The organism is Exiguobacterium sp. FD-YE-25-4 (genome assembly GCF_057004685.1).
The window spans coordinates 815,266-837,131 of the sequence record NZ_CM168041.1 but is presented as its reverse complement, the minus strand read 5'-3'; the positions used below and the strand labels follow the sequence as shown (position 1 = coordinate 837,131).

Here is a 21,866-nt window from a genome sequence, read left to right as displayed (position 1 = left end):
TATTTATTCCTCCAATAAGCTTTCAATTAACTTCATTCCGACAAGTTGATCCGGTCTCACACCTGTCCAATATTCAAACGCCAAAGCACCTTGTCCGACGAACATGGCAGTTCCGTTGACGATTTTCGCGTCATTTTTGGCGGCTTCCTTTAAAAACGGTGTGACGAGTGGACGATATATGATATCACAAACGACGGTGTTTTGTCGTAAACCTTTTAATGATCGAGGCGAATGGATACCATCCATCCCCACCGAAGTCGTCTGGATGATCACGTCATAGCATGAGGGATCAACGTCGGTGAGCGCCTGCGCTTCAATGCCGAACGCCTCCGCGAGACGCTCCGCTCGTTCCATCGTTCGGTTTGTGACCGTGACGGCTCGGGTCGGCAAGGCGCTGATAATCCCGCGCGCTGCCCCACCTGCCCCGATAACGAGCACACGTCCCGTCCAATCGGTATGACGGTCGAGTGCGGTGACTAGACCCACACCGTCCGTATTCGTCCCAATCAGCTTTCCATCCCGTTTATAGACGGTGTTGACGGCACCGGCGGCTTCAGCCGCCTGATCAAGTTCGTCGAGATACGGGATGACCGCCTCTTTGTACGGAATCGTGACGTTAAAGCCGTGCCAGACGCCGTCCCGCATCGCTTGAAACAAGTCCCCGAGCTCGTCCGGGGCGACGTCGAGTGCCTCATAGCGCCCGAAAAGCCCAGACGCGCTCAGCCACTGCTCGTGCAGGACGGGAGAGAGCGAATGAGCAATCGGGTGACCGAGGACGGCCAGTCTCATACGAGCGCCTCACGCAATGTGACGGCCACTCCTTTTGGTGCCCATGCGGCGATGCGTCCACCTTTTCCGTGAATCGCAACCCAACCGAGTCCACTGAAGACGATGTCGGTCTTGACGCCGTCACGGAGACTGAACTCGTGACGCACGAGCGGAGGCAACATTTGTAATGTCTTCTCGTTCGGCGGGTTGAGCATCTTACCGATATGGTTTTCGTATAGTTCATCTGCTTTGTCGAGCTTCGTCCGGTGTGTCTTCAACTCGTTTGACATGTAGACAACGAATGAGCGCTTGTTGCCTTCCATGTAGTCGAGACGGGCGAGTCCACCGAAGAAGAGCGTCTGCTGCGGGTTCAACTGGAACACGTGCGGCTTGATCTCTTTTTTCGGGGTGATCGTTTTCAAATCTTTCGCATCGACGTAATGCGCCATTTGGTGACGATTGATAATCCCTGGCGTGTCATAAAGGTTCGCATCATCATCGAGCGGGATATCGATTAAGTCGAGCGTCGTTCCCGGGAAATGACTGACCGTGATGATGGCCTCGTCCTCTGCCCCGAAACGTTTGATGACTTGGTTGATGAGCGTCGACTTCCCGACGTTCGTACAACCGACGACATAGACGTCCTTGCCTTTCCGATAATATTCGATCTTTTCGGCAAGCTCGTCGATCCCGTGACCTTTTTTCGCACTGATCAAATGGACGTCGATCGGTTCCAAACCGAGCTCTTTCGCTTCGGCCTTCATCCAGTTGGACATCCGGTTCGGGTTAACCGATTTCGGCAACAAGTCGACCTTGTTCCCGACCAAGAGGACGGGGTTCGTGCCGACCGAGCGTTGGAGCCCCGGCAACCAGCTACCGTTGAAGTCGAAGATGTCGACGATTTTGATGACGAGCGCTTCTTTCGCGCTGATGCCGTTTAAGATACGCAAGAAGTCGTCATCTGTCAGTTCGACGTCTTGAATTTGATTGTAGTGCTTCAATTTGAAGCAGCGTTGGCAAATGACGATCTCGCGATCGAGTGCCGATTTTGGTGCATAACCGACACCGGTCGGGTCTTCCGTTTGAATGGCGACGCCGCAACCGGCGCAATAACGTTTTGTTTCTTCCATAATGTTGTCTGCTGTCATTTGAGTTGCCTCTTCTTCATTCACCGTAGCGCCTCGCCGCTACTCCTGAAGCGTTAATTCCGACGCCTTACGCGCCGTACATGGACAGCCTCCTTCTTCCTGTGCGTTCGAGGTCCTTATTCATCTTTTTTATGTGAATCTTCGGAACGAGAGTGCATCGCTTCACCGATTTTCTCAGCGACCGCCACTTTGGCGCGCTTCGCATCGACAGCGATTTCCTCAACTTTTTTCGTGATCAACACGTACTTCCCGCGACGTTTCATATGGGCGAACACGACTTTTTCAAGCATGCGATTGAACTTGGTGACGAGTCCGTCCGTCTTGACGACCGGTTGCACGTGGATGACGTGAATCCCGGCCATATTGGCGCCGAGCACGTCCGTGAACAATTGATCGCCTAAGAAGATGGCTTCTTTCGTCGAGTATCCATATTTTGCGAGCGCCTGTTTGAATCCAGACGGCAACGGCTTTTTCGCACGCGCCACATAGTGAAGGCCGAGCGGTTCCGTGAACGTACGTACGCGGTTCTCGTTGTTATTCGAGACGACGATGACATCGAGTCCGTGTGATTTCACTTTTTCAAGCCATAGCAAAAGAAGCTCCGGTGCGTGCGGGACGTCCCAGGCCACGAGTGTATTATCAAGGTCCGTCAAAATGACGCGAACCCCACGGTCTTTCAATTCTTCAAGGTCGATGTCAAAAACTGACGCGACGAACTGTTTCGGATAAAGTCGATTAAACACGTTTAAATTCCTCCAATTAGCTAAAGCGATTCAACTACTATACATGTAGTGATATCCCTTCTATGGTAAACGAAAACCGACCAAACGACTAGTGTATCGTTCGGTCGGCCTGAAAAAGTTTTAAAAATCAATCGTTTTGCATCGTACCGATGACTTCTCCGAGTCGCACCGGACCGATTTTGGCTGGGTCGATTGTGACGCGGTCTTTCTCAAAACACAGGATGACGGTCGAACCGAACGAGAAGTATCCGACCTCTTCTCCTTTGGCAGCGCGGTCGCCGTCAAGCGTCCATTCGATCGTGTTGACGTTTAAGGCGCCGACCATGATATGTTCGTACAACCCGGCCGCCGTTTCAAAGCGTGTGACGCGGCGATAGTTTCGTGAGAGTGGACGAACCGTCTCCGTCAAGCCGATGTCATTGACCGGGGCCGAACGGTCACCGAGCTCGTAGTGGCTGAGCACCCGCCCGGCGAGCGGGACGTGAACGCGATGATAGTCGCGTGGGCTCAAGTAGAGGACACAGACCGTGCCACCGGCGTAACGTCTCGCTTCTTGTTGCGAGCCGAGCAGTTCGGCGAGCGTGTACGATTGCCCCTTCACTTCGAAGCGGCTATCGTCCGTGATATCGGCCACGATGGATAGTTTCCCGTCACATGGCGAGACGACCGAGTCCGGACTTGCATCGATTGGCCGGACCCCTTCCTTCAAGTGCCGTGTGAAAAAGGCGTGCAAGCTCGGATAAGCCTCGATCGGCTCCGCCGCTTCATCAAGATTGATTTGATACGTTTTCGCAAACGAAGGGATGAAGGACCGGCTCGCTGACGATTCAGCGAAGGCACGGAGTCGTTTGGCAATGACCGGGGTCGCGTTCAACTCAAACAAAGTCTGATACAAGCGGCTTTTGATCACTGTGCGCCCTCCTCGTTTTTAAAGAACGTCTCGTATTGTTGTTCAGAGACGGCACCTTCCACACGACCGACTTCCTTTCCATCTTGGAAACGAATCATTGTCGGTGTCCCGTTGATGCCGTAAGTCGTCCAGACGTTGTGGTCGGCCAAGTTGATCGACACGGCGTCATATTCTTCGATGAGTGGCTCGACGTACGGTTTGACTTGCTCACAGTATTCGCAACCAGTCTGCCAGAAGTAGACGACGACTTCCTCTTCTTCTGAAATCTTCGTTTCAAGCTCGTCCGGTGTGACAGCGTTGACGCCTGTCTCCTCGTTCGCATTGTTCAAGAAGAACAAGAGAGCGATCCCAACGATGATGATGACACCGATGATGGCGAACGTGATGAAGTTCGCCCGTTTGGCACTGTTTTTCATGTTCGATTCCTCCTAAATAATATAAAAAGAACTGACTCGGATATGAGCCAGCTTGGTTGTAGACGTCTTACTTCTCTTGTGCGACGTCGCTAATCCCCATATCTTGGTTAAGCGTGTCCAAGAGTACAATAAAGATCGTGATGACGACGCCAAAGAATGTCGCGAGCATCGCGTTGAACGACACGCCATCGACAGCAGAAATAATAAAGATTGCTGTATTCGAAAGCAAGATCGCCCAGAACAATGTGACTAAGTAACGCATCGATAGTCCCCTCCATCTCACAGATGATTCATGAAAAATTCATACGACCTTAGTATAGCATTGTTACCGTAAAATGTGCGACCTCGATTGTATATTCTTTCCGTCGAAACGGGAAATATGGTACGGTTTGAGAAATAAGCATCTCGTAGAAAAGAGGAACCCTTTATGTCACGTTATTTAATCGCAGTCGATTTAGATGGAACGTTGTTGCGCGACGACAAGACGATCAGTGAGCGCAACGTGCGCGCGCTTCAAGCGGCCCGTGAGGCCGGTCATGAAGTCATGATCGCGACCGGACGCCCACAACGCCATTCGATCATGTATTACGAAGAGCTCGGCTTGACGACACCGCTCATCAACTTTAACGGAGCGCTCGTCCATCACCCGAAAGATCCGTCATACGAAGTGACGCACCGGCCGATTCCGCTCAAGACGGCGCACGAGATCATCGAGGAAGTATCGGAAACGAAAGCGCACAACATCGTCGTCGAAGTGACCGACCACGTCTATTTCCATAAAGATCCGCAAGAGTTTTACAGCCCGTACGCCGAGCGCGCGCTCAGCGTCACGTCAGGCAACTTGCTCAAGCATTTGCAGGATGAGCCGACATCACTTCTCATCCACGCGACGAAAGAGCACGTCGACAACGTCCGCGCTCGTTTGAATAAAGTCCACGCCGAGGCCGTCTTGAACCGACAATGGCGCATGCCGGAGCACATGATTGAGGTCATGAGCCAGAACACGTCGAAAGCGCTCGGTTTGCGCGAAGTGTCGAAACATCTCGGCATCAACCGCAAAAACATCATCGCGTTCGGCGACGAGGAAAACGACCTCGAGATGCTCGACTACGTCGGCACCGGCGTCGCGATGGGCAACGCCATCAGCCAGTTGAAAGCCGTCGCGGATGAAGTGACCGCGTCGAACATGGAAGACGGCATCGCCATCTACCTCGAAGAAAAACTTGGCATCAAAGCATAATCCACACACCGACTGTTCCTGCAGTCGGTGTGTTTTGCGATTTGCCTACAGAAAGCGCATCAAATAGTCGTCAAAAATCTTGGTCATGACTTTCGGGGTATTGGCCAAATACACATTGATTTGTTCCGCGTTCGATTCGACTGGATTCGCGTCGCGCTCATCCGTCGGGAAGTCAGAGATGCCTTTGACGATAATACACTCGACGCCATTTTTCTTACAGACATACGCGATGGCTCCCGCCTCTGTATCCGCGATGGTGATGTCGTGTTCCTCCAGTTCCAAATAGTCTTTCCACATCACGACCGCTCGATCGGCCGTCGCGATGGTCCCGGTCAAAAAATCGTTCCCGTATTTCGCTAGTTCAATGTCGACGATGAACGATTGCTTGATCAGTGGTTCCACTTCTTTGACCGTGCAATCATATTGAACGGCGCGATGAGGGACGAGGATATCCAACGGGTTGAACGTATCGTCGATTCCGGCACACGTTCCAGCCACAATTACTTTTACTAAGTTGAACCGAGACATCATATATTGATTGGCGCCGGCCCCGTTCGCTTTCCGCACACCGGTGCTGTAGAACACAACTTCGGCGTGATCAACCGTCCTCATGAAGTACTCGCCATACGGGTAGCTGAACCGCTCATCCGCTTTGACGTCATAATGCTCCAATGTCGCTTCGTATTCCCACTTCGTCGCAACACTGACTCCAATCATCACACGTCCACCCCATCTCTTTTTATTCCTATCTATAGAATAACCCCCGCTGAGCGTTCAGCGGGGGTTCATTTCAGCGTCGGAACGCACCTTCGACATTTTCAGTCGGAACCATGTTGATGAAGACGCTTGGATCGGCGTCTTTACAGATTCGCGTGATCTCACGCACTTCGTGGCGCTGGGCGACCATCATGAGCGTCGCTTTCTCGACTTTCGAATACGTACCGATTGCCGGCATGAGCGTGATGCCGCGGAAGACGTGCTGATGCAGTTCTTTCGTCACTTCGTCCGGATGACTCGTGACGATGAAGAGCGTCTGCCGCTGCGTGTTCGTATAAATTTCGTCGATGACTTTCGACGTGACGTATAAGAAGACGATCGTATAAAGCGCGGTCGGCCACCCGAACAAAGCACCAGCCCAAAGCGCGATCATCATGTTCATGAGGAAAAGATAGACGCCGACCGAATTGTTCGTGAACTTCGCCAAGATGAGGGCGACGATATCAAATCCACCGGTCGAGGCACCGAAGCGAATCGTGATCCCCGAACCGATGGCGAGCAAAACCCCGCCGAAGACGGCGTTTAAGAGCGGGTCGTCCGAAATGATTGACGACTGCGGAAGCACGCGAATAAACACGGTAACTGCCGCAACACTGATCAACGTATGAATCATCATGTTCTTGCCGAGCATGAAGTAGCTGACGATCAAGAGCGGCACGTTCAAGACGAAGAACCAAATCCCTTCTCCGAGCTCAAACGGTGTCCCCGCAAACAGTTTCGTAAAGATTTGGGCGAGCCCTGTAAATCCGGTCGAGTATACCCCCGCCGGGATTAAGAATAATGTCATGGATAATGCAACGAACACTCCCCCGATAATCGAAACGATCCCGATGCGTGCGTGTTCTTTAACGGCTTCCGTCAAGTTCTGTCTCCCCTTTCAAAAATGGCTAAGAATCAAGATAACATAGTTTTCTAGTGCTGCCTACCATAAAAATAATGGGATGTGTCCGCGCTTCTCATAAAAAAACAAGCCGGCCGGGGCCGACTTGTTGAGCTGATGCGTTTGGTCACGCTTTCACTGTCTCGATGGTCACCGCATCGTTTGCCGGGACCGTGACGACGTTTCCGTAGACACGGATCGATACGTCCGTACCGCCCGTCTGTTTGATCGTCACTTGTTCACGCGTCGACGTGACCGTCAAGTGATGACCGCGCCAGAGCATGTTGAACGAGTACCCGTTCCAGCCCTTAGGAATCATCGGGCTGAACGTGAGCTCCGACTCGAGGGCGCGCATGCCTGCGAAACCGTGAACGATCGACATCCATGAACCGACCATCGATGTGATGTGAAGCCCGTCTTCTGTATCGTTGTTATAGTTATCGAGATCGAGTCGTGCCGAACGTTGGTACAACTCGACCGCCTTGTCTTCGTAACCGACTTCGGCCGCAATGATTGAGTAGACGCAAGGCGACAAGCTCGACTCGTGGACCGTCCGCGGCTCATAAAAGTCGAAGTTGGCCCGCTTCTGTTCGACCGTGAAGCGGTCGCTGAACGTATAGAGCCCTTGGAGCACGTCCGCTTGTTTGATGAAGTTCGAGCGGAGGATGCGGTCCCACGACCAGTTTTGGTTGAGCGGCAAGTGTTTCGGATCAAGGTCTTTCACCAAAATCTGTTCTTTATCCATGAAGCCGTCCTGTTGCATGAACACGTCTGGGACGAGGTCATCTTTCGGATAGTACATCTTCGTTTGGATATCGTTCCACTTCGCGAGTTCTTCGTCTGAAAGACCGAGCATCGCGACAAGTTCTTCAAGGCGCGCCGGCTCTGCTTCTTTCAAATAGTTGTACACTTCTTGCGTGTACTCGAGCGTCCAAGCGGCAATCAAGTTCGTATACCAGTTGTTGTTGACGTTGTTGTCGTATTCGTTCGGACCTGTGACGCCTAGGATCATATACACGTCTTTGTGCGGGACAAAGTTGACGCGGCTCGCCCAGTAACGCGAGATCTCGACCAATACTTCAAGTCCGTATTGACCTAGGTATGACTTGTCGCCCGTGAAGTTCGTATAGTTGAAGATGGCGTGGGCGATCGCACCGTTCCGGTGAATCTCTTCATGCGTGATTTCCCACTCGTTGTGGCACTCTTCCCCGTTCATCGTCACCATCGGATAGAGGGCACCTTCCATGCCGACGTTCTTGACCGAGTTCTCTTTTGCTTGCGGCAATTGGTTGTGACGATATTTGAGCAAGTTCCATGAGACTTCCGGTTTCGTCGTTGCCAAGTAGAAGTGGAGGCAATATGCTTCCGTATCCCAGTATGTGGCACCGCCGTATTTCTCACCGGTGAACCCTTTCGGTCCGATGTTGAGGCGCGAGTCTTCGCCCGTGTACGTCTGATACATATTGAAGATGTTGAAGCGGATGCCTTGTTGCGCTTCAGCGTCCCCATCGATGCGGACGTCGGCATCTTCCCAGCGAGCGAGCCATGCTTCTGTCTGCTCGGCGAGAAGCGTTTCAAAGCCTTTCTCAAACGCCATCTCAACGCGTTGCATTCCCGTCGACTGCAATTCCTCGACTTCGTAGTCACGGTTCGTGACGACCGAGACGTATTTGTACGCTGTCGCCGTCTCGCCAGCTGCCGCCGTGACCGTGAATTTGTTGGCGACGTAAAGGTCAGTCGCTTCGAGCACTTCACAACGGGCTCCTTCGACGTCTGCGATCATCGAGGCCGTGATGTGCCAATCGAGTTTCTTCGTTTTCGTTGTCACGAATCCGAAACGTTCTTCAACACCATGCTCGACCGGTAACCAGAACTTCTCATCATAGTTCGAATCCTCATTGACGACATCGCCGTCCAAGTAAGGTGTGAATTCAACTTTCGCTTCGTAGTTCACCGGAGTGACGTTGTAACGGATTGCCAAAATCTCTTTATCGACGATTGAGAAGAAACGGACGACTTCGACGTTCGTCTCTTCCGTTCCGTTCACGAGCGTGAACGTCCGTGTGAGAACGCCGCGTTGCATATCGAGCTCACGCGTGAAGTCTTTCACTTCCCACTTCGCCAAATCGACCGGTGTCCCGTTGATGGCGACGCGAAGACCGACGACGTTCGTCGCGTTCAATACTTTTGCGAAGTACTCCGGATATCCATTTTTCCACCAACCGACACGCGTCTTATCTGGATAATAGACGCCGGCCACATAAAAGCCTTGGTGTGTATCGTTTGAATAATCTTCTTCAAAGTTACCGCGCATCCCCATATGACCGTTACCGAGCGAGGTAATCGATTCTGCGAGGCGGTTTTCTTTCGGATGCAAGTTCTCTTCCGTTACTTTCCATTCATCGACTGCAAACAATCGTTTCATCTGTCTGCCACTCCTTTTTCTCTACAAGGCTACTCGTCATCAGACAATCGAATCATGCAACCGTTTGTCTATGAAAGCGCTGTATTTCAATCTCACCTCTCATTTTACACGACTCACACAAGAATGCAATCGTTTGCATAAACTTTTTTCTTACTTTTTGGAGCAAACAAAAAACCTACTACCTTTTCGAGAAGGCAGTAGGTGCTCTAGTCACTTGTCTTGGTCGCGTCCAAACGCGGCGTTCGCTTCGTGACCCTCGAATGCCGGGTTGTTCCCGTCATTGAATCCCGTATCCGGTTCGTCGAGGATGAGGGCATACCCTCCGTTTAAAATGTCTCCGTACGCCCGGTTGACGTCATCGTCAGTGAGGCCAAGGTCAAGCAAGGCCCGCTTCACTTCCTCCTCGCCTTCCGCGACGCCAGTGAATTTCTGCATCCAGTTCGCGCTCGCTTCTTCCACTTTCGCATCGGTCTTCCGTTTGACGAGCGAGACATCGTCTTGATCTTTCGCGACGACGAACACATCACTTTCGTCGTAACCCTCTTCGGTCAGTTGATCGATTTTGGCGACGAGTGCCGCCTCCTCTGGATACGTATCTACAAAACGACGTTTACTCATTGTGTCTCATCCTTTCGCGTTGTATGGTCTTCGACCGTGACATCGGCTTGTCCGACTTCGGTCACTTCGATTTCTTCTTTGCGGAGCGTTTCCGTCATCGTCTTGACGTCTTCGGTCACTTGTTTTCGAACGATGATTTCTTCGACGACGACAGGACGCTTCACGATGAAAGCCCGTTCCTCGATGACTTGGATCCGTAAGTGGTCCCCTTCGTCAATCGTGCGAATGCCGGGTTGATCGAAGTCATAATCTTCGACCACATCCTCTGATCCGGTCGTCCGCTCCACATGGACCTGTTCCCTCCGAACGGGCACTTCAATCTCTTGTTCGGTCTCCGATACGTGACGATTGATGACGACTTCTCCTGCTTGGACCGCTTGCTTCTCGATCGTCAGCCGTTCCTCGTGTAAGGCGAGCGTCTGTTCTTCCGTCTTCGGCGCGGTTTCGGTCTTCGAACTCGTAGCATTAACCTGTTGTTCACTCCGGTCCGCGTCGACATAGAGGAAGAGTCTACCTTGTTCGACTTCTTTCGCAAAGCGGTCTTGTTGCTCTGACGTCAAGCGCATGCTTTTGAGCCAGCGTTCGATTGGCCGCTCACTCGACGTGACGAGCGAGGCGACCGTTCCCGGTTCATCGGTGACGAGAACATAGAGGTTCGAGTGACGGCGGACAGCGTCCGCCACATCGGCCCGCTTGACAAGGACGTACATGTCTTCTTCTTCATACCCTTCTCGTTTTAAATCGACCGTTCGATTAAGCAACGCATCGGGATGATCAAATACTTCTGAGATGATTGCATGTTTCATGGCGTTCGTTCCTCCTCTAGTCAATTGGCGAAAAAAAGGATGGTCCCTCAGAGAGAGCCATCCTTGTCGAGGTACTTAGTCAATCAGATTAGAAGCGGTCGCGCTCATCACGACGTGTATGGTCGCGGTCATGATCACGATGGCGAAGGTCATCTTCCCCTTCGACGTGCGCCTCTTCTTTACGTAACGTCTCACGTACCGTTTCTGTATCTTTCACTTTCTCTTTGCCGACAACGATTTCTTCGGCGACGACATCTTTCTTCGTCACATCGACGCGCTCTTCCGTGACCGGCACGCGAATCTCATCGCGGTCCGTTGTCGCATCGAATGAATGTCCTGTCGCTTCACGGTCCCCATCAACGCGACGGCGTTCGACGTAGACTTCGTCGCGCTCGACTTCGACATCGACACGTTCTTCGTGTTCGACGACATCTTTCTCGACGCGAACCTCTCCTGTTTGAACACGCTCTTTGTTCACTTGGAGACGCTCTTCATGCAATTCGAGCTTTTGCTCATCCGTCAAATCCGCGCGGTTACGAATGTCTTCATCCATATCGTTGAATCGTTCCGATGGAATACCAGTGCTTGAAGCTCCTGTCATCCCGACGTCACGTGCGGTCATGTTGCCTGCTTCGTTGCCTTCTGAACCGTAGCCAGCTGATGTGCGGCCACCTTCGAACGTCGAGTTACGACCGTCATCTAAGATGCCGTCGTTCGAGTCCAACAAGAGGACGAATCCACCATTCTCGATGTCTTGACGGTGACGTGCTGTCTCTTCTTCTGAGAAACCGAGTTTATCGAACGTATGTCGAACTTCGTCTTCTCCGTCCGCGACTCCAAAGAAGCGATCAAGCCATGACGCTTTCGTTTCTTTTACTTCTGCATCCGTTTCGCCGCGAACCATCGAAAGGTTCGATTTATCTTTCACAACGACGTACAAATCGTCTTCGCGATGCCCCTCGGCACGAAGTTGATCAATTTTTGACACGAGCTCTGACTCCTGATAGTAAGTGCCTACATAACGTTTGTTATCCATGATTGTATCTCCCTTTCACATTCTGTATTTTTTGGTTATTGGCTGGGCGGATTCAAAATGATCTGCCATTCGGCCGGTAATGTAGATGTTCCCTTGCAACTCCGTTTCAATCGTTTCTTTCATGATTGTAATCTGTTTGTAACATCATGACTTTCGACCGATTGCTTTCGCTTCTATTATATGCATTGAGATTTTCCACAAAAAAACCTTCCGCATGATACGGAAGGTTTGCACTCATTCAACGATTTCAGTCTTCTTTTTCTGACCGCACGACTGGCGTACGACCAAATAGTGCGGCACGATGACGCGTTTCCCGTAAGGTGGCGCGCTATCGCCGATCTGTTCAATCAAACAGTTCGTCGCCTCGAAACCAAGGCCGAAAATGTTGATTTCGACCGATGTGAGCGGCGGGTTCGAGTGTTCTGCGATGTAGACGTTGTTGAAACTGACGACGGCGACATCCTCAGGTATCTTAAGGCCCATCTCACTGAGCGTGCTGATGACACCGAGCGCCATCATATCGTCACTGACGACGACGGCTGTCGGTGGTTCCTCTAGTTGGAGCAACTCGCGCACGGCTTTGGCGCCGCCTTTCGTCATGAACTCGGCCCGGGCGATATAGTCTTCGCGAACCGGGATTCCTGCTTCCATGAGCGCCGTCGCATACCCGTTGCGCCGGTCTTGCGTGACCGCCAGTTTATCCGAGCCTCCGATGAAGGCGATACAGCGATGGCCGAGATTGTATAGATGTTTCGTCACTTCTCGTCCGGCCAAATAGTTGTCCGTGTCGACGTATGTGATTGATGAAGCATCCCCGAACGGCTTCCCGACGACGACGAACGGGAATTTCGTCTGACGTAAGTATTGAACGACTTTGTCGTCTTCTCGTGAATACAAGACGATGACCCCGTCGACGCGACGTCCTTGCACCATCTCGATGACACCGGACAATACTTCTTCTTCGGTGACACCAGTCGTCATATAGAGCGAGTAGCCGTTTTGATGGGCTTTCGTACTGATCCCACGCAACACTTCCGGGAAAAATGGGTTTTGTAGCGTCTTCGTCGCTGCGCTCGGCATGACGAGACCAATCGACTGCGTCGAGCGGTTGGCGAGGCTTCGCGCGTGAATGTTCGGATGGTACCCGAGTTCTTCCATCGAACTGCGTACACGCTCTTTTGTTTTTTGACTGATACGCGGACTGTTGGCGATGACGCGTGACACGGTCGACGGTGCGACATTGGCGTGTTTGGCGACATCTTTAATCGTGATTTGCATGATGCTCCCCCTTGCTTCCGTTAGTTCAAAGTTCCCTATCACAGGGTATCGTCAGCTCGCACTCTTGCGACGCTTCCACATGACCAATCCAGTCAAGAAAATCGGGATGGCGACGACGAGTAGACCAATCGTCCACATGTTCACTTCCGATTCTTCGACGATGTAGGCGTTTGCACTTTCTCCTGCGAGTTTGATGGTGAACGTGCCACGGCTGTCCGTGACAAGTTGTGAGAACAAGAGACCACGAAGCCGTGTATCTTCTCCGACCTCGCTTACCTCGAATTCAATCTCTCTGTCCTCGGCGTTCATATTGATGGCGTACAGTGCGACATCGTCGCCGTCACGACGTTCGAACACGGCCATGCCGTCTTTCGAAGCGATCATCCGTTGTTCGCCGGTCGCAAACACCGGGTAATCGGCCCGCATCCGGTTCATCGTCGCAACGTATTCATGGAGCTCTTCATTTCCAGGGAAATCGGTCATGACCCGGTTCGCGGGGTCAGCCCCGCCCTTTTGTGCATTCTCCGTGCCTTGGAAGACGATCGGCATCCCCGGTGACGCGTAAAGGGCGAACAATCCGAGGCGGAGCCTGCGTTCGGCCGACTCGGCACCACCTAGTTCCGCGACGTGCATGAAACGTTCGACGTCATGGTTATCGAGGAAGGTCGCCATTTGGTTCGGATCATTAAAGAACGTCTCGGCGTAACTTGCGGCCACGTCGATTTCGTCGACGTTCGCCGTCTTTTGCGTCATCGTCTTCGAGACGCGGTCATAAAACGTGAAATTGGTGATGCTGTTGAAGCCTAAGCCATCATACTCGGCGACATACTGCGGGTCCGGATCGAACACTTCGGCCAAGAGATAAAAATCTGGATCGACTTCACGGACCGCTTTGACGAAATCTTCCCAAAACGGTTTGTCGACGTGACGTACCGTATCGAGACGATAGCCGTCAATGCCGGTCTCTTCAATCCAATACGTGGCCGCCTCGAGCAAGTAGTCTTTCACTTCCGAGTCTTCGGTCTTAAAGTCGGGCAAATCGAACAGCCAGTGCGTCTCGACTTGTTCTTGATCGTTCCACAGCACGATTGGTAGCTCGTCATGGAACCAGTCTGGTTTTTCTTCGACCCACGGATGGTTCGGCCCGACGTGGTTGACGACAAAGTCGAGGATGACTTTCATATCCCGCTTATGCGCCTCATCGACGAGCTCCTGCAAATCTTCTTTCGTCCCGAATTGGGGATCGATGTCATAAAAATCTTTAATCCAATAGCCATGGTAACCGCCCGGCATGTTTTCAAACACCGGCGTCAACCAGATGGACGTGAATCCGAGCGACTCGATGTAATCAAGTTTTTCAATCACGCCTCGGATATCGCCCCCATGAAAGGCTTTCGGGTCATTCTGATCGACCTGGTCATTGTTATCGGGATTCCCGTCAACAAACCGATCGACCATGATAAAGTACATGCGTTCCTGTTCCCACGATGCTGCTTCTTTCGCTCCGACGACTGTTGGAAACAAAAGAAGCGACAGAAGAACGAGCACGACGCCTCGCCTCATATCGCTTCCCCCTTAAGTGAGTATTATCCTTTCGTACCACCGGCAGTGAGACCCGAGACGAAGTAGCGTTGGAACATGAAGAACAAGAGAACGATTGGGAGGGCCGAAAGGACGGCGCCTGCCGCGAACAACGTGAAGTTGTTGTCGAACTGTCGAGAAATCATGTTGTAAAGACCAACCGCGAGCGTCTGTTTCTCTGGTGTCCGAAGGACGAGCGATGCCAAGATGAAGTCGTTGAACGGGCCCATGAAGTTGAAGAGGGCGATCGTTGCGACGATTGGCTTCGCGAGCGGCAAAATGATTTGCCAGAAGATACGAAGGTGACCGGCACCATCCATCCGAGCGGCTTCATCGAGCTCTTTCGGAATCGTATCGAAATAACCTTTTGCCAAGTACGTATTCATCGGAATCGCGCCACCGGCATACAGCAGAATGAGCGCTGTGTGCGTGTCGAGAAGACCGAGCATGTTGAGCAATACGTAGATGGCGATGATGGCGACGAATTGCGGCACCATTTGCAAGACGAGGAACAAGACGAGCGAGTTCTTCCGTCCGACGAAACGATAGCGCGAGAACACATAACCAGTGATCGTCACCAAGATGACAGCGAGCGCCATCGTAATGAAAGCGATTTTCAACGTGTTCACATACCATAAACTATAATCCGAAATCGTTAGATCAAACAAGTTTTTATAGTGAATGAACGTCGGATTTTCTGGAATGATTTTTGACGTGATGGTACGACCCGGGTTGAATGACGTCCCTACCACCCAAAGCATTGGATAGAGAATGATGATCGACGCAAGCGTCAAGATGACATAAGAGAACGCCAAATTGATTCGTTTTTGTTTTTTCATATCAGATCATATCCTCGTCTTTGAAAGATTTTGTCCGACGGAACTGGATGACGGCAAGTGTCATGATGAAGAATGACAAAATGAGCGTGATCGCAGCCGCAAGTCCGTATTGCGGGTTGGCTCCGAGAGACAATTTGTAAATCCATGAAATCAAGATATCGGTACCACCGGCAGTTTGTCCCGGTACAGCCGGTCCACCGCCGTTAAAGAGATAGATGATGTTGAAGTTGTTGAAGTTGAACGTGAACTGCGTGATGAGAATCGGTGCTGTTGCGAACAAGAGCATCGGTAACGTAATCAAGCGGAACTTGTCAAAGATGGTCGCACCGTCAATCGTCGCCGCTTCATATAAGTCGCCAGGGATCGATTGCAATACCCCAGTCATGAGCGTCATGATGAACGGGAAGCCGAGCCACCATTGAATCAAGATGAGCGCGCTGCGTGTCGCCGTCGGATCGGTCATCCAGTTGATCGGATCAAGTCCGAACGCTGGAAGGATCGTCGTGTTGAACACACCGAACGATTCGTTGAACATCGAACGGAAAATCAAGATTGTGATGAACGCTGGAACGGCCCATGACAAAATCAAAATCGAGCGGAACAAGCGGCGGAAGCGAAGGCCTTCTTGGTTCAAGAGGACCGCGAGGAAAATCCCGATCGCGATGACACCGACCGTCGAAGCGACCGTCCAGACGAGTGTCCAGCCGAGGACGCCGACGAATGTGTCGCGCCAAATGTCGATTTCAAAAATTCGTGTGAAGTTCTCAAACCCAATCCACTCGACAAGTTTTGCCGGTGGCGCGTTGTTGTAACGATAGTTCGTGAACGCGATCAAGAATGTGAAAATGAGTGGTAATACGACTGTGAAGACGAGCAAGATGAGCGACGGGATTAACATCAAGTATGGGAATCCATGGTCGCGCAAGTTGCGGAGTTGCACTTGGAACGTTGGGACGTTTAGGTGCTGATCACGAATGCGACCGACTCGGTAGGCGTCACGAATGTTCCAGATGTAGAACGCGATTCCGAAGAAAAGTAAGATTAATGCGACAATCCCTTCTACCATCAAGAAGATGGAGTGGTCGTTACGAGGTCCTGCCACTTCGCCAAGCGTGATCAATCCCCAAAGGCCACCACGGTCGCCAGGTCCTGCGCCCGCTCCTTTGAAAAAGAGATCGTAGTTTACTGCAAAATAAGACATGATAACGATAAAGAAAGCGATCGCTTTCGCTTTTTGATTGTTATAGAATTGACCGGCTCCCGGAATGATCGAAAGTAATGCGGCGTTCCGAGCATGATTGGTCGGTTTTTCCGGACGTTGTTCCGGCGTTTTAGGGTTCGCGATTGAAGCCATCCTCAATTTCTCCTTTCAATTTGAGCAAATCAATCGAGCAAGCGTTTGCTCAATTCTAGAAAATGAGGGGGAACGCCAGTCGGCGTACCCCATCATTTCATATCCTTATTGGTTGTTTGCTTGGATTTGTTGCTCGATGACTTTAACAGCATCGTCAGCTGATTTTTGTGCATCTTGCTTGCCAGTTGCTACGAGCTGAAGCGCTTGTGCCATTGGCTCCCAAACTTGTCCCATTTCAGGAATGTTAGGCATTGGGATCGCGTTCGTTGCTTGATCGAATACCGCTTTCGCAACTTCGTTCGACGTGATTGTCTCGTTCGACTCGAGTGCTGCTACTGGTGGGATCTCGTTGTAAGCTTCAAACATCTTCAATGCGTTCTCTTCGTTCGTGAGTTCTGCGAGGAACATTTCAGCCCACTCTTGGTTTTCTGTGTAAGCCGAAAGTGCATATGTCTTCACGCCCATGAACGTCTTGATTGGCTCACCGTTTGGAAGTGTCGGCAATGCAGACGCTCCAAGGTTGATGCCGGCATCTGTGTAACCAGCTACGGCCCATGGTCCGTTCATGACTGTGTGTGCTTTCTTCTCAGTGAAGAGTTGGTCCATCGCTTGGCCGCCAGACTCGCCGATCAACCCTTTAGGGAAGAGGCCTTCTTGGTACCATTTGCCGATGTACTCGAAGCCTTCGACTGCGCCTTCGTTGTTCAAGCCGATGTCAGTTGGATCGAGCGCGCCGCCGTCTTCTTTGAAGACGTAACCGCCGAAGCCAGCCACGACACCGTGAGCGAAGTAGAAGTTATCCCAAAGACCGAGGAATCCGTACTCGCCTTTATCTTTAAGATCTGTAGACAACTTGTACAAGTCGTCCATTGAAGCAGGAGCTTCTGATACCAAATCCTTGTTGTACATGAGGACTGGCGTTTCAACTGATTTCGGGTAGCCGTAAGCTTGTCCGTCGAACATGACAGCCGATTTCGAAGCGTCTGTGAACGCGTCAAGTGCGCCTTCGTCAGTAAGTGGAGCCAAGTGACCTTGGTCAGCGATCGTTCCGATTTGGTCGTGCGGTACGAGAACGATATCAGGACCTTTACCAGCCGGGCCGTCAAGCGCCAACTTGTCCTTTTGATCCGTCATCTGGACTTCAACGACTTCAACTGCGACGCCGTGTTCTTCTTCAAACGCCTTCGCAACTTCTTTCGTCGTTTCCGACTTTTCAATATCTTCCCAAATTACGATTTTTTCTGGCTTGTTCTCGCTAGAAGAACCGCCTTCGTTAGTAGAACCATTGTCCGTACCGCCACCACATGCAGCAAGTGCACCGAAAGCGAATACTGCCGTTGAAAGTCCTGCTACCATTTTTTTCATCTTCATGATGAAAAACCTCCCCAAGGAAATAGTATGGTCAGATTTGCGCAATCGCACTGGCCTACTGATTTTAATCAACTCCGCTACAGAATCAGTAGGTTAGTGAAAACGTTTGCATCCTCACCTCAATTTTTATTATACAGTTGTGTAAGCGTTTTACAAGTCTTTTTTTTCGCTTTTTTTATTGTGGTTGTCCCATTTATCTCTTTTTGAATTATTTATGACCCTATTTCGCAAAAAATGACGAATCGGGCGATTGACAAAATGTAAACGCTTTATTACCCTTTGCTTGAGCAAACGTTTTCACAACTGTTGTTTCTTTTCTGAACAGACAGTGTAAAATGGTTATAACCCTTAATAGAGAAAGGAACTCAAACCCATGATCAAAGAAGCCATCTACCACCGCGCCATGTCCCCTTTCGTGTACAAGTATGACCGAGAAACGATACATATTCGCTTCCATACGAAAAGAAATGATATCCAATCTGTTGACTTAATTTGGAACGACCCGTACGACTGGCACTCGGAAGATCCGGCCATGTGGAATTTCGACCCGGACAAGCCGAGCTTTTGGCGTACGTTCGAGACGCCGATGGAAAAAATCGGCCATGATGATCAATACGACTATTGGTTCATCGCCATCAAACCGCCATTCCGCCGCCTCCGTTACGGCTTCCGGCTCCATGACGGCAATGAGACGGCCGTCTATACGGAAAAAGGTTGGTTCGAAGATAAACCGCTCGACGACACGGGCTACTATTTCTGCATCCCATTCATCAACCCGGTCGACATCTTCCACGCCCCATCGTGGGTGAAGGACACAGTCTGGTATCAAATCTTCCCGGACCGGTTCGCGAACGGTGACCCTTCTAACGATCCCGAAGGCACGCTCCCATGGAATAGTACCGAACCGACGATCACGAACTTCTTCGGCGGCGACTTCCAAGGGATCATCGACCATATTGACCATATCGTCGATCTAGGGATCACCGGGATTTACTTCTGCCCGATCTTCAAAGCGACGACGAACCATAAATACGACACGCTCGATTATATGGAAATCGATCCGCAGTTCGGAACGAAAGAGCAGTTCAAACAACTCGTCGATCTTCTCCACGAGAACGGTATCAAAGTCATGCTCGACGCCGTCTTCAACCATGTCGGCTACAACCACCCTTGGTTCTTAGACGTCGTCGAAAAAGGACCACAGTCAGAGTACCGTGACTGGTTCTATCTTCGTGACTTCCCGATCGAGACGACGCCGAAGCCGAACTACGACACGTTCGCGTTCGAGAAGAACATGCCGAAGATCAATACGGAGCACCCGGCGTTGAAAGCTTATCTATTAGAAGTGGCCCGCTACTGGGTCGAAGAATTCGGCATCGACGGGTGGCGGTTAGACGTGGCCAACGAGGTTGATCACGCGTTCTGGCGCGATTTCCGTAAAACGGTCAAACAAGCGAATCCGGATGCGTACATCCTCGGTGAGATTTGGCACGATGCCCAGCCATGGCTCAAAGGTGACCAGTTCGATGCGGTCATGAACTATCCGTTTACGAACGCGAGCCTCAACTATTTCGCGCTCGACCGGACGTCCGCTTCCGAGTTTCGCAATGAGTTGACACGCGTCGAGATGATGAACACGACAAACGTGAACGAAGTGACGTTCAACTTGATCGACTCGCACGACACCCCGCGCGCCCTCACTCGGGCAAAAGGACATAAAGGGAAGTTCAAGTTGCTCATGACGTCGATGCTCACGTACACAGGAAGCCCATGCATCTATTACGGGGACGAGATCGGCCTCGAAGGTGAACAAGATCCGGGTTGCCGCCGTTGTATGCCGTGGGACGAAGCCGAAGAAGACCGCGAATTGTTCCGCTATGTGCAGAAATTGATTCGACTCCGCAAAGAGCATCCGGTGCTCGCGAACGGCGGCTCGTATCGTTTCAATCTCGTCGACGATGAGGATAACGCCCTCATCATCGAGCGTTGTACGAAAGATGAGACGTATTTGATATACTTCAATAACTCTGATTCCGTATCGAAACTTAACCCGCTCGGCCATACCGGAAGCGCTTACGACTTGCTGCGCGACCGGGATGTAGACTCGCTCGAAGTCGAGCTCGCACCGTACAGTGCCACGATTTTAAAAATGAAATAAATTCCGTTTTGCACCCGTTTCGGCGGGTGTTTTTTTGTTGAAAATAATTTGCCAAATCCCTTTCTTTTTCATTTCAAAAGGAGTAACATGACCCTTGTGATTTTGACAACGTAAATATTTCATATAGAGAATTGTAGAAACAAGGGAGAATACAACATGCCGACAAAAGACACCGAACAGCTCAGTTTATTTAAAATCTCGTGGCCGATTTTCATCGAACTCGCACTTCATATGGGGACCGGGATCATCGCCACGCTCATGCTCGCCCATTACTCCGATGCTGCCGCTTCCGCGGTCGGCGTCGCCAACCAAATCTTGAACGTCTTCTTAATCGTCTTCAGCGTGACCTCGGTCGGTGCGACCATCTTGATCGGTCAAGCGATCGGCGCCAATCGGATGAAGAAGAGCCGTGACTTCGCCCGTTCCGCCGTCAGCTTGAACATGTGGCTCGGCGTGCTCATGGTCGCGGTCGTCTTCTTGTTCGGTGAGACGTTCCTCCGTTTGTTCGGCTTATCGGATGAGCTGTTCGACCATGGCCTGTTATTCTTGCAGATTGTCGGGTTGTCGCTGTTCACCGAAGCGCTCATCATGGCGCTCAGTTCCGTCCTCCGGAGCCACGGGATGACGAAGCACGCGATGCTCGCGACACTTCTCATCGATATCATCACAGCTGCCGGGGCGATGCTCGCCGTCATGGGCTGGTTCGGTCTCCCGGTCACGGGTGTCGCCGGCGTCGCATGGGCCATCGTCATCGCCCGTTTCTCGGCGATGGTGCTATTGTTCTGGATCGTCAAGAAGCGGCTCATGCTCCGCTTCCCGCTCAAGGAATTGATTCGTCCGAAACGCGACGACATTCGCGCCTTGCTCCAAATCGGCGTACCATCAGCCGGAGAGAACTTGTCATATCAGTTCTCGCAAATCATCATCACCGGTTTCATCGCCACCATGGGCGAGGCTTCCCTCGCCGCACGGGTATACGTCATGAACTTGTCGATGCTCGCCTTCTTGTTCACGGTCGCCGTCGCGCAAGGGACGCAATTATTGATTGCCCGTGACATCGGCGGGAAACGGTTTAAAGAAGCGTATACCCGCGCCGTTAAGACATTGAAGATTGCCATGTTCGCTTCACTCGTGGCGTCGCTCGGGCTCGCTGTCTTCGGCAAGTCGCTGCTGGGCTTGTTCACATCGAACCCGGATATCATCGCCGTCGGGGTGCCGATTTTATGGGCGACGCTCATCCTTGAGCCAGGTCGCGCCATGAACATCGTGTTGATGGGATCGCTCAAGTCGGTCGGCGACGTTCGCTTCCCGGTCATGATTGGGATTGCCTCGATGTGGGGCGTTGCCGTCGTCTTCAGTTATTTGTTCGGACTCCAAATGGGACTCGGCGTCCTCGGCATTTGGCTCGCCTTCTCGCTCGACGAGTGGTTCCGCGGTTTCTTCGCCTTCCGTCGTTGGAAATACGGCACGTGGCAACAAAAAGGCTTCCAGTTCGAACCGAAGCCAACTTCATAATCA

At 51.6% G+C, this 21,866-nt stretch carries 20 protein-coding genes; 3 read left to right on the top strand and 17 right to left on the bottom strand.

The genetic code is table 11. From position 1 onward, the window contains the following. Positions 1–3: 3 nt before the first annotated feature. The 6 genes from aroE to AC13H5_RS04280 form a co-directional block, all read right to left on the bottom strand. A complete protein-coding gene (aroE, locus tag AC13H5_RS04305; RefSeq protein ID WP_483546359.1) occupies positions 4–789 on the bottom strand; it encodes a shikimate dehydrogenase in 786 nt (261 codons plus the stop codon). Beyond that, complete coding sequence (gene yqeH, locus AC13H5_RS04300; protein WP_034779781.1) at positions 786–1,898, bottom strand: ribosome biogenesis GTPase YqeH; 1,113 nt, start codon at positions 1,896–1,898, stop codon at positions 786–788. The genes aroE and yqeH overlap by 4 nt, the downstream gene beginning before the upstream one ends. A 134-nt stretch (positions 1,899–2,032) precedes the next feature. Then, positions 2,033–2,659 carry a YqeG family HAD IIIA-type phosphatase gene (locus AC13H5_RS04295; protein ID WP_034776630.1) on the bottom strand — a complete coding sequence of 209 codons (627 nt, stop codon included), beginning with the start codon at positions 2,657–2,659 and terminating at the stop codon, positions 2,033–2,035. A gap of 127 nt (positions 2,660–2,786) precedes the next feature. Then, on the bottom strand, positions 2,787–3,569 hold the full coding sequence (locus AC13H5_RS04290) for a phosphatidylserine decarboxylase (protein ID WP_214763700.1): 783 nt from the start codon (positions 3,567–3,569) through the stop codon (positions 2,787–2,789). Beyond that, positions 3,566–3,985 carry a thioredoxin family protein gene (locus tag AC13H5_RS04285; protein ID WP_034776627.1) on the bottom strand — a complete coding sequence of 140 codons (420 nt, stop codon included), beginning with the start codon at positions 3,983–3,985 and terminating at the stop codon, positions 3,566–3,568. The genes AC13H5_RS04290 and AC13H5_RS04285 overlap by 4 nt, the downstream gene beginning before the upstream one ends. A gap of 67 nt (positions 3,986–4,052) precedes the next feature. Then, the gene (locus AC13H5_RS04280) at positions 4,053–4,247 is read right to left on the bottom strand and encodes a YjzD family protein (protein WP_034776626.1); all 195 of its coding nucleotides are present in this window, start codon (positions 4,245–4,247) and stop codon (positions 4,053–4,055) included. 165 nt (positions 4,248–4,412) lie between these two features. On the opposite strand from AC13H5_RS04280, the gene AC13H5_RS04275 reads away from it, so the two are divergent. Continuing rightward, positions 4,413–5,225, top strand: coding sequence for a Cof-type HAD-IIB family hydrolase (locus tag AC13H5_RS04275; RefSeq protein ID WP_483546358.1), 813 nt, complete (start codon positions 4,413–4,415; stop codon positions 5,223–5,225). Positions 5,226–5,270: 45 nt separating this feature from the next. On the opposite strand, the gene AC13H5_RS04270 is transcribed toward AC13H5_RS04275, so the two are convergent. The 11 genes from AC13H5_RS04270 to AC13H5_RS04220 form a co-directional block, all read right to left on the bottom strand. Further along, positions 5,271–5,942, bottom strand: coding sequence for a 5'-methylthioadenosine/S-adenosylhomocysteine nucleosidase family protein (locus tag AC13H5_RS04270; protein ID WP_483546357.1), 672 nt, complete (start codon positions 5,940–5,942; stop codon positions 5,271–5,273). A gap of 73 nt (positions 5,943–6,015) precedes the next feature. Then, entirely contained in the window at positions 6,016–6,864 is an 849-nt protein-coding gene (locus AC13H5_RS04265) for a YitT family protein (protein ID WP_034776620.1), read from the bottom strand. Between the two features lie 145 nt (positions 6,865–7,009). Continuing rightward, positions 7,010–9,307 (bottom strand): glycoside hydrolase family 65 protein, encoded by a 2,298-nt coding sequence (locus AC13H5_RS04260; RefSeq protein ID WP_483546356.1) that lies wholly within the window; start codon positions 9,305–9,307, stop codon positions 7,010–7,012. Positions 9,308–9,517: 210 nt separating this feature from the next. Further along, entirely contained in the window at positions 9,518–9,925 is a 408-nt protein-coding gene (locus AC13H5_RS04255) for a general stress protein (protein ID WP_483546355.1), read from the bottom strand. After that, positions 9,922–10,731, bottom strand: a complete 810-nt coding sequence (locus tag AC13H5_RS04250) for a YsnF/AvaK domain-containing protein (protein WP_483546354.1) — start codon at positions 10,729–10,731, stop codon at positions 9,922–9,924. Before AC13H5_RS04250 ends, AC13H5_RS04255 begins: the two co-directional genes overlap by 4 nt. 88 nt (positions 10,732–10,819) lie before the next feature. Beyond that, complete coding sequence (locus AC13H5_RS04245) at positions 10,820–11,767, bottom strand: YsnF/AvaK domain-containing protein (protein WP_483546353.1); 948 nt, start codon at positions 11,765–11,767, stop codon at positions 10,820–10,822. A gap of 234 nt (positions 11,768–12,001) precedes the next feature. Beyond that, entirely contained in the window at positions 12,002–13,045 is a 1,044-nt protein-coding gene (locus AC13H5_RS04240; protein WP_021066665.1) for a LacI family DNA-binding transcriptional regulator, read from the bottom strand. A gap of 51 nt (positions 13,046–13,096) precedes the next feature. After that, positions 13,097–14,608: an alpha-amylase family glycosyl hydrolase gene (locus AC13H5_RS04235; protein WP_483546352.1), complete on the bottom strand. Its 1,512-nt coding sequence runs from the start codon at positions 14,606–14,608 to the stop codon at positions 13,097–13,099. 23 nt (positions 14,609–14,631) lie between these two features. After that, entirely contained in the window at positions 14,632–15,465 is an 834-nt protein-coding gene (locus AC13H5_RS04230; protein WP_034776607.1) for a sugar ABC transporter permease, read from the bottom strand. Between the two features lies 1 nt (position 15,466). Next, the gene (locus tag AC13H5_RS04225; protein WP_052090084.1) at positions 15,467–16,819 is read right to left on the bottom strand and encodes a carbohydrate ABC transporter permease; all 1,353 of its coding nucleotides are present in this window, start codon (positions 16,817–16,819) and stop codon (positions 15,467–15,469) included. Between the two features lie 105 nt (positions 16,820–16,924). Next, on the bottom strand, positions 16,925–18,190 hold the full coding sequence (locus AC13H5_RS04220; RefSeq protein WP_483546351.1) for an extracellular solute-binding protein: 1,266 nt from the start codon (positions 18,188–18,190) through the stop codon (positions 16,925–16,927). A 373-nt stretch (positions 18,191–18,563) separates the two neighbouring features. On the opposite strand from AC13H5_RS04220, the gene AC13H5_RS04215 reads away from it, so the two are divergent. Together AC13H5_RS04215 and AC13H5_RS04210 are read left to right on the top strand one after the other, a co-directional pair. Then, on the top strand, positions 18,564–20,348 hold the full coding sequence (locus AC13H5_RS04215) for a glycoside hydrolase family 13 protein (RefSeq protein WP_034776602.1): 1,785 nt from the start codon (positions 18,564–18,566) through the stop codon (positions 20,346–20,348). A 156-nt stretch (positions 20,349–20,504) separates the two neighbouring features. Next, complete coding sequence (locus tag AC13H5_RS04210) at positions 20,505–21,863, top strand: MATE family efflux transporter (protein WP_034776600.1); 1,359 nt, start codon at positions 20,505–20,507, stop codon at positions 21,861–21,863. Positions 21,864–21,866 lie beyond the last annotated feature (3 nt).

Bases quoted from the DNA above. Each gene is read 5' to 3' on its own strand.
- aroE (WP_483546359.1), bottom strand. From the start codon at position 789: ATGAGACTGGCCGTCCTCGGTCACCCGATTGCTCATTCGCTCTCTCCC.
- yqeH (WP_034779781.1), bottom strand. From the start codon at position 1,898: ATGGAAGAAACAAAACGTTATTGCGCCGGTTGCGGCGTCGCCATTCAA.
- AC13H5_RS04285 (WP_034776627.1), bottom strand. From the start codon at position 3,985: ATGAAAAACAGTGCCAAACGGGCGAACTTCATCACGTTCGCCATCATC.
- AC13H5_RS04280 (WP_034776626.1), bottom strand. From the start codon at position 4,247: ATGCGTTACTTAGTCACATTGTTCTGGGCGATCTTGCTTTCGAATACA.
- AC13H5_RS04275 (WP_483546358.1), top strand. From the start codon at position 4,413: ATGTCACGTTATTTAATCGCAGTCGATTTAGATGGAACGTTGTTGCGC.
- AC13H5_RS04270 (WP_483546357.1), bottom strand. From the start codon at position 5,942: ATGATTGGAGTCAGTGTTGCGACGAAGTGGGAATACGAAGCGACATTG.
- AC13H5_RS04260 (WP_483546356.1), bottom strand. From the start codon at position 9,307: ATGAAACGATTGTTTGCAGTCGATGAATGGAAAGTAACGGAAGAGAAC.
- AC13H5_RS04255 (WP_483546355.1), bottom strand. From the start codon at position 9,925: ATGAGTAAACGTCGTTTTGTAGATACGTATCCAGAGGAGGCGGCACTC.
- AC13H5_RS04250 (WP_483546354.1), bottom strand. From the start codon at position 10,731: ATGAAACATGCAATCATCTCAGAAGTATTTGATCATCCCGATGCGTTG.
- AC13H5_RS04245 (WP_483546353.1), bottom strand. From the start codon at position 11,767: ATGGATAACAAACGTTATGTAGGCACTTACTATCAGGAGTCAGAGCTC.
- AC13H5_RS04240 (WP_021066665.1), bottom strand. From the start codon at position 13,045: ATGCAAATCACGATTAAAGATGTCGCCAAACACGCCAATGTCGCACCG.
- AC13H5_RS04235 (WP_483546352.1), bottom strand. From the start codon at position 14,608: ATGAGGCGAGGCGTCGTGCTCGTTCTTCTGTCGCTTCTTTTGTTTCCA.
- AC13H5_RS04230 (WP_034776607.1), bottom strand. From the start codon at position 15,465: ATGAAAAAACAAAAACGAATCAATTTGGCGTTCTCTTATGTCATCTTG.
- AC13H5_RS04225 (WP_052090084.1), bottom strand. From the start codon at position 16,819: ATGGCTTCAATCGCGAACCCTAAAACGCCGGAACAACGTCCGGAAAAA.
- AC13H5_RS04220 (WP_483546351.1), bottom strand. From the start codon at position 18,190: ATGAAGATGAAAAAAATGGTAGCAGGACTTTCAACGGCAGTATTCGCT.
- AC13H5_RS04215 (WP_034776602.1), top strand. From the start codon at position 18,564: ATGATCAAAGAAGCCATCTACCACCGCGCCATGTCCCCTTTCGTGTAC.
- AC13H5_RS04210 (WP_034776600.1), top strand. From the start codon at position 20,505: ATGCCGACAAAAGACACCGAACAGCTCAGTTTATTTAAAATCTCGTGG.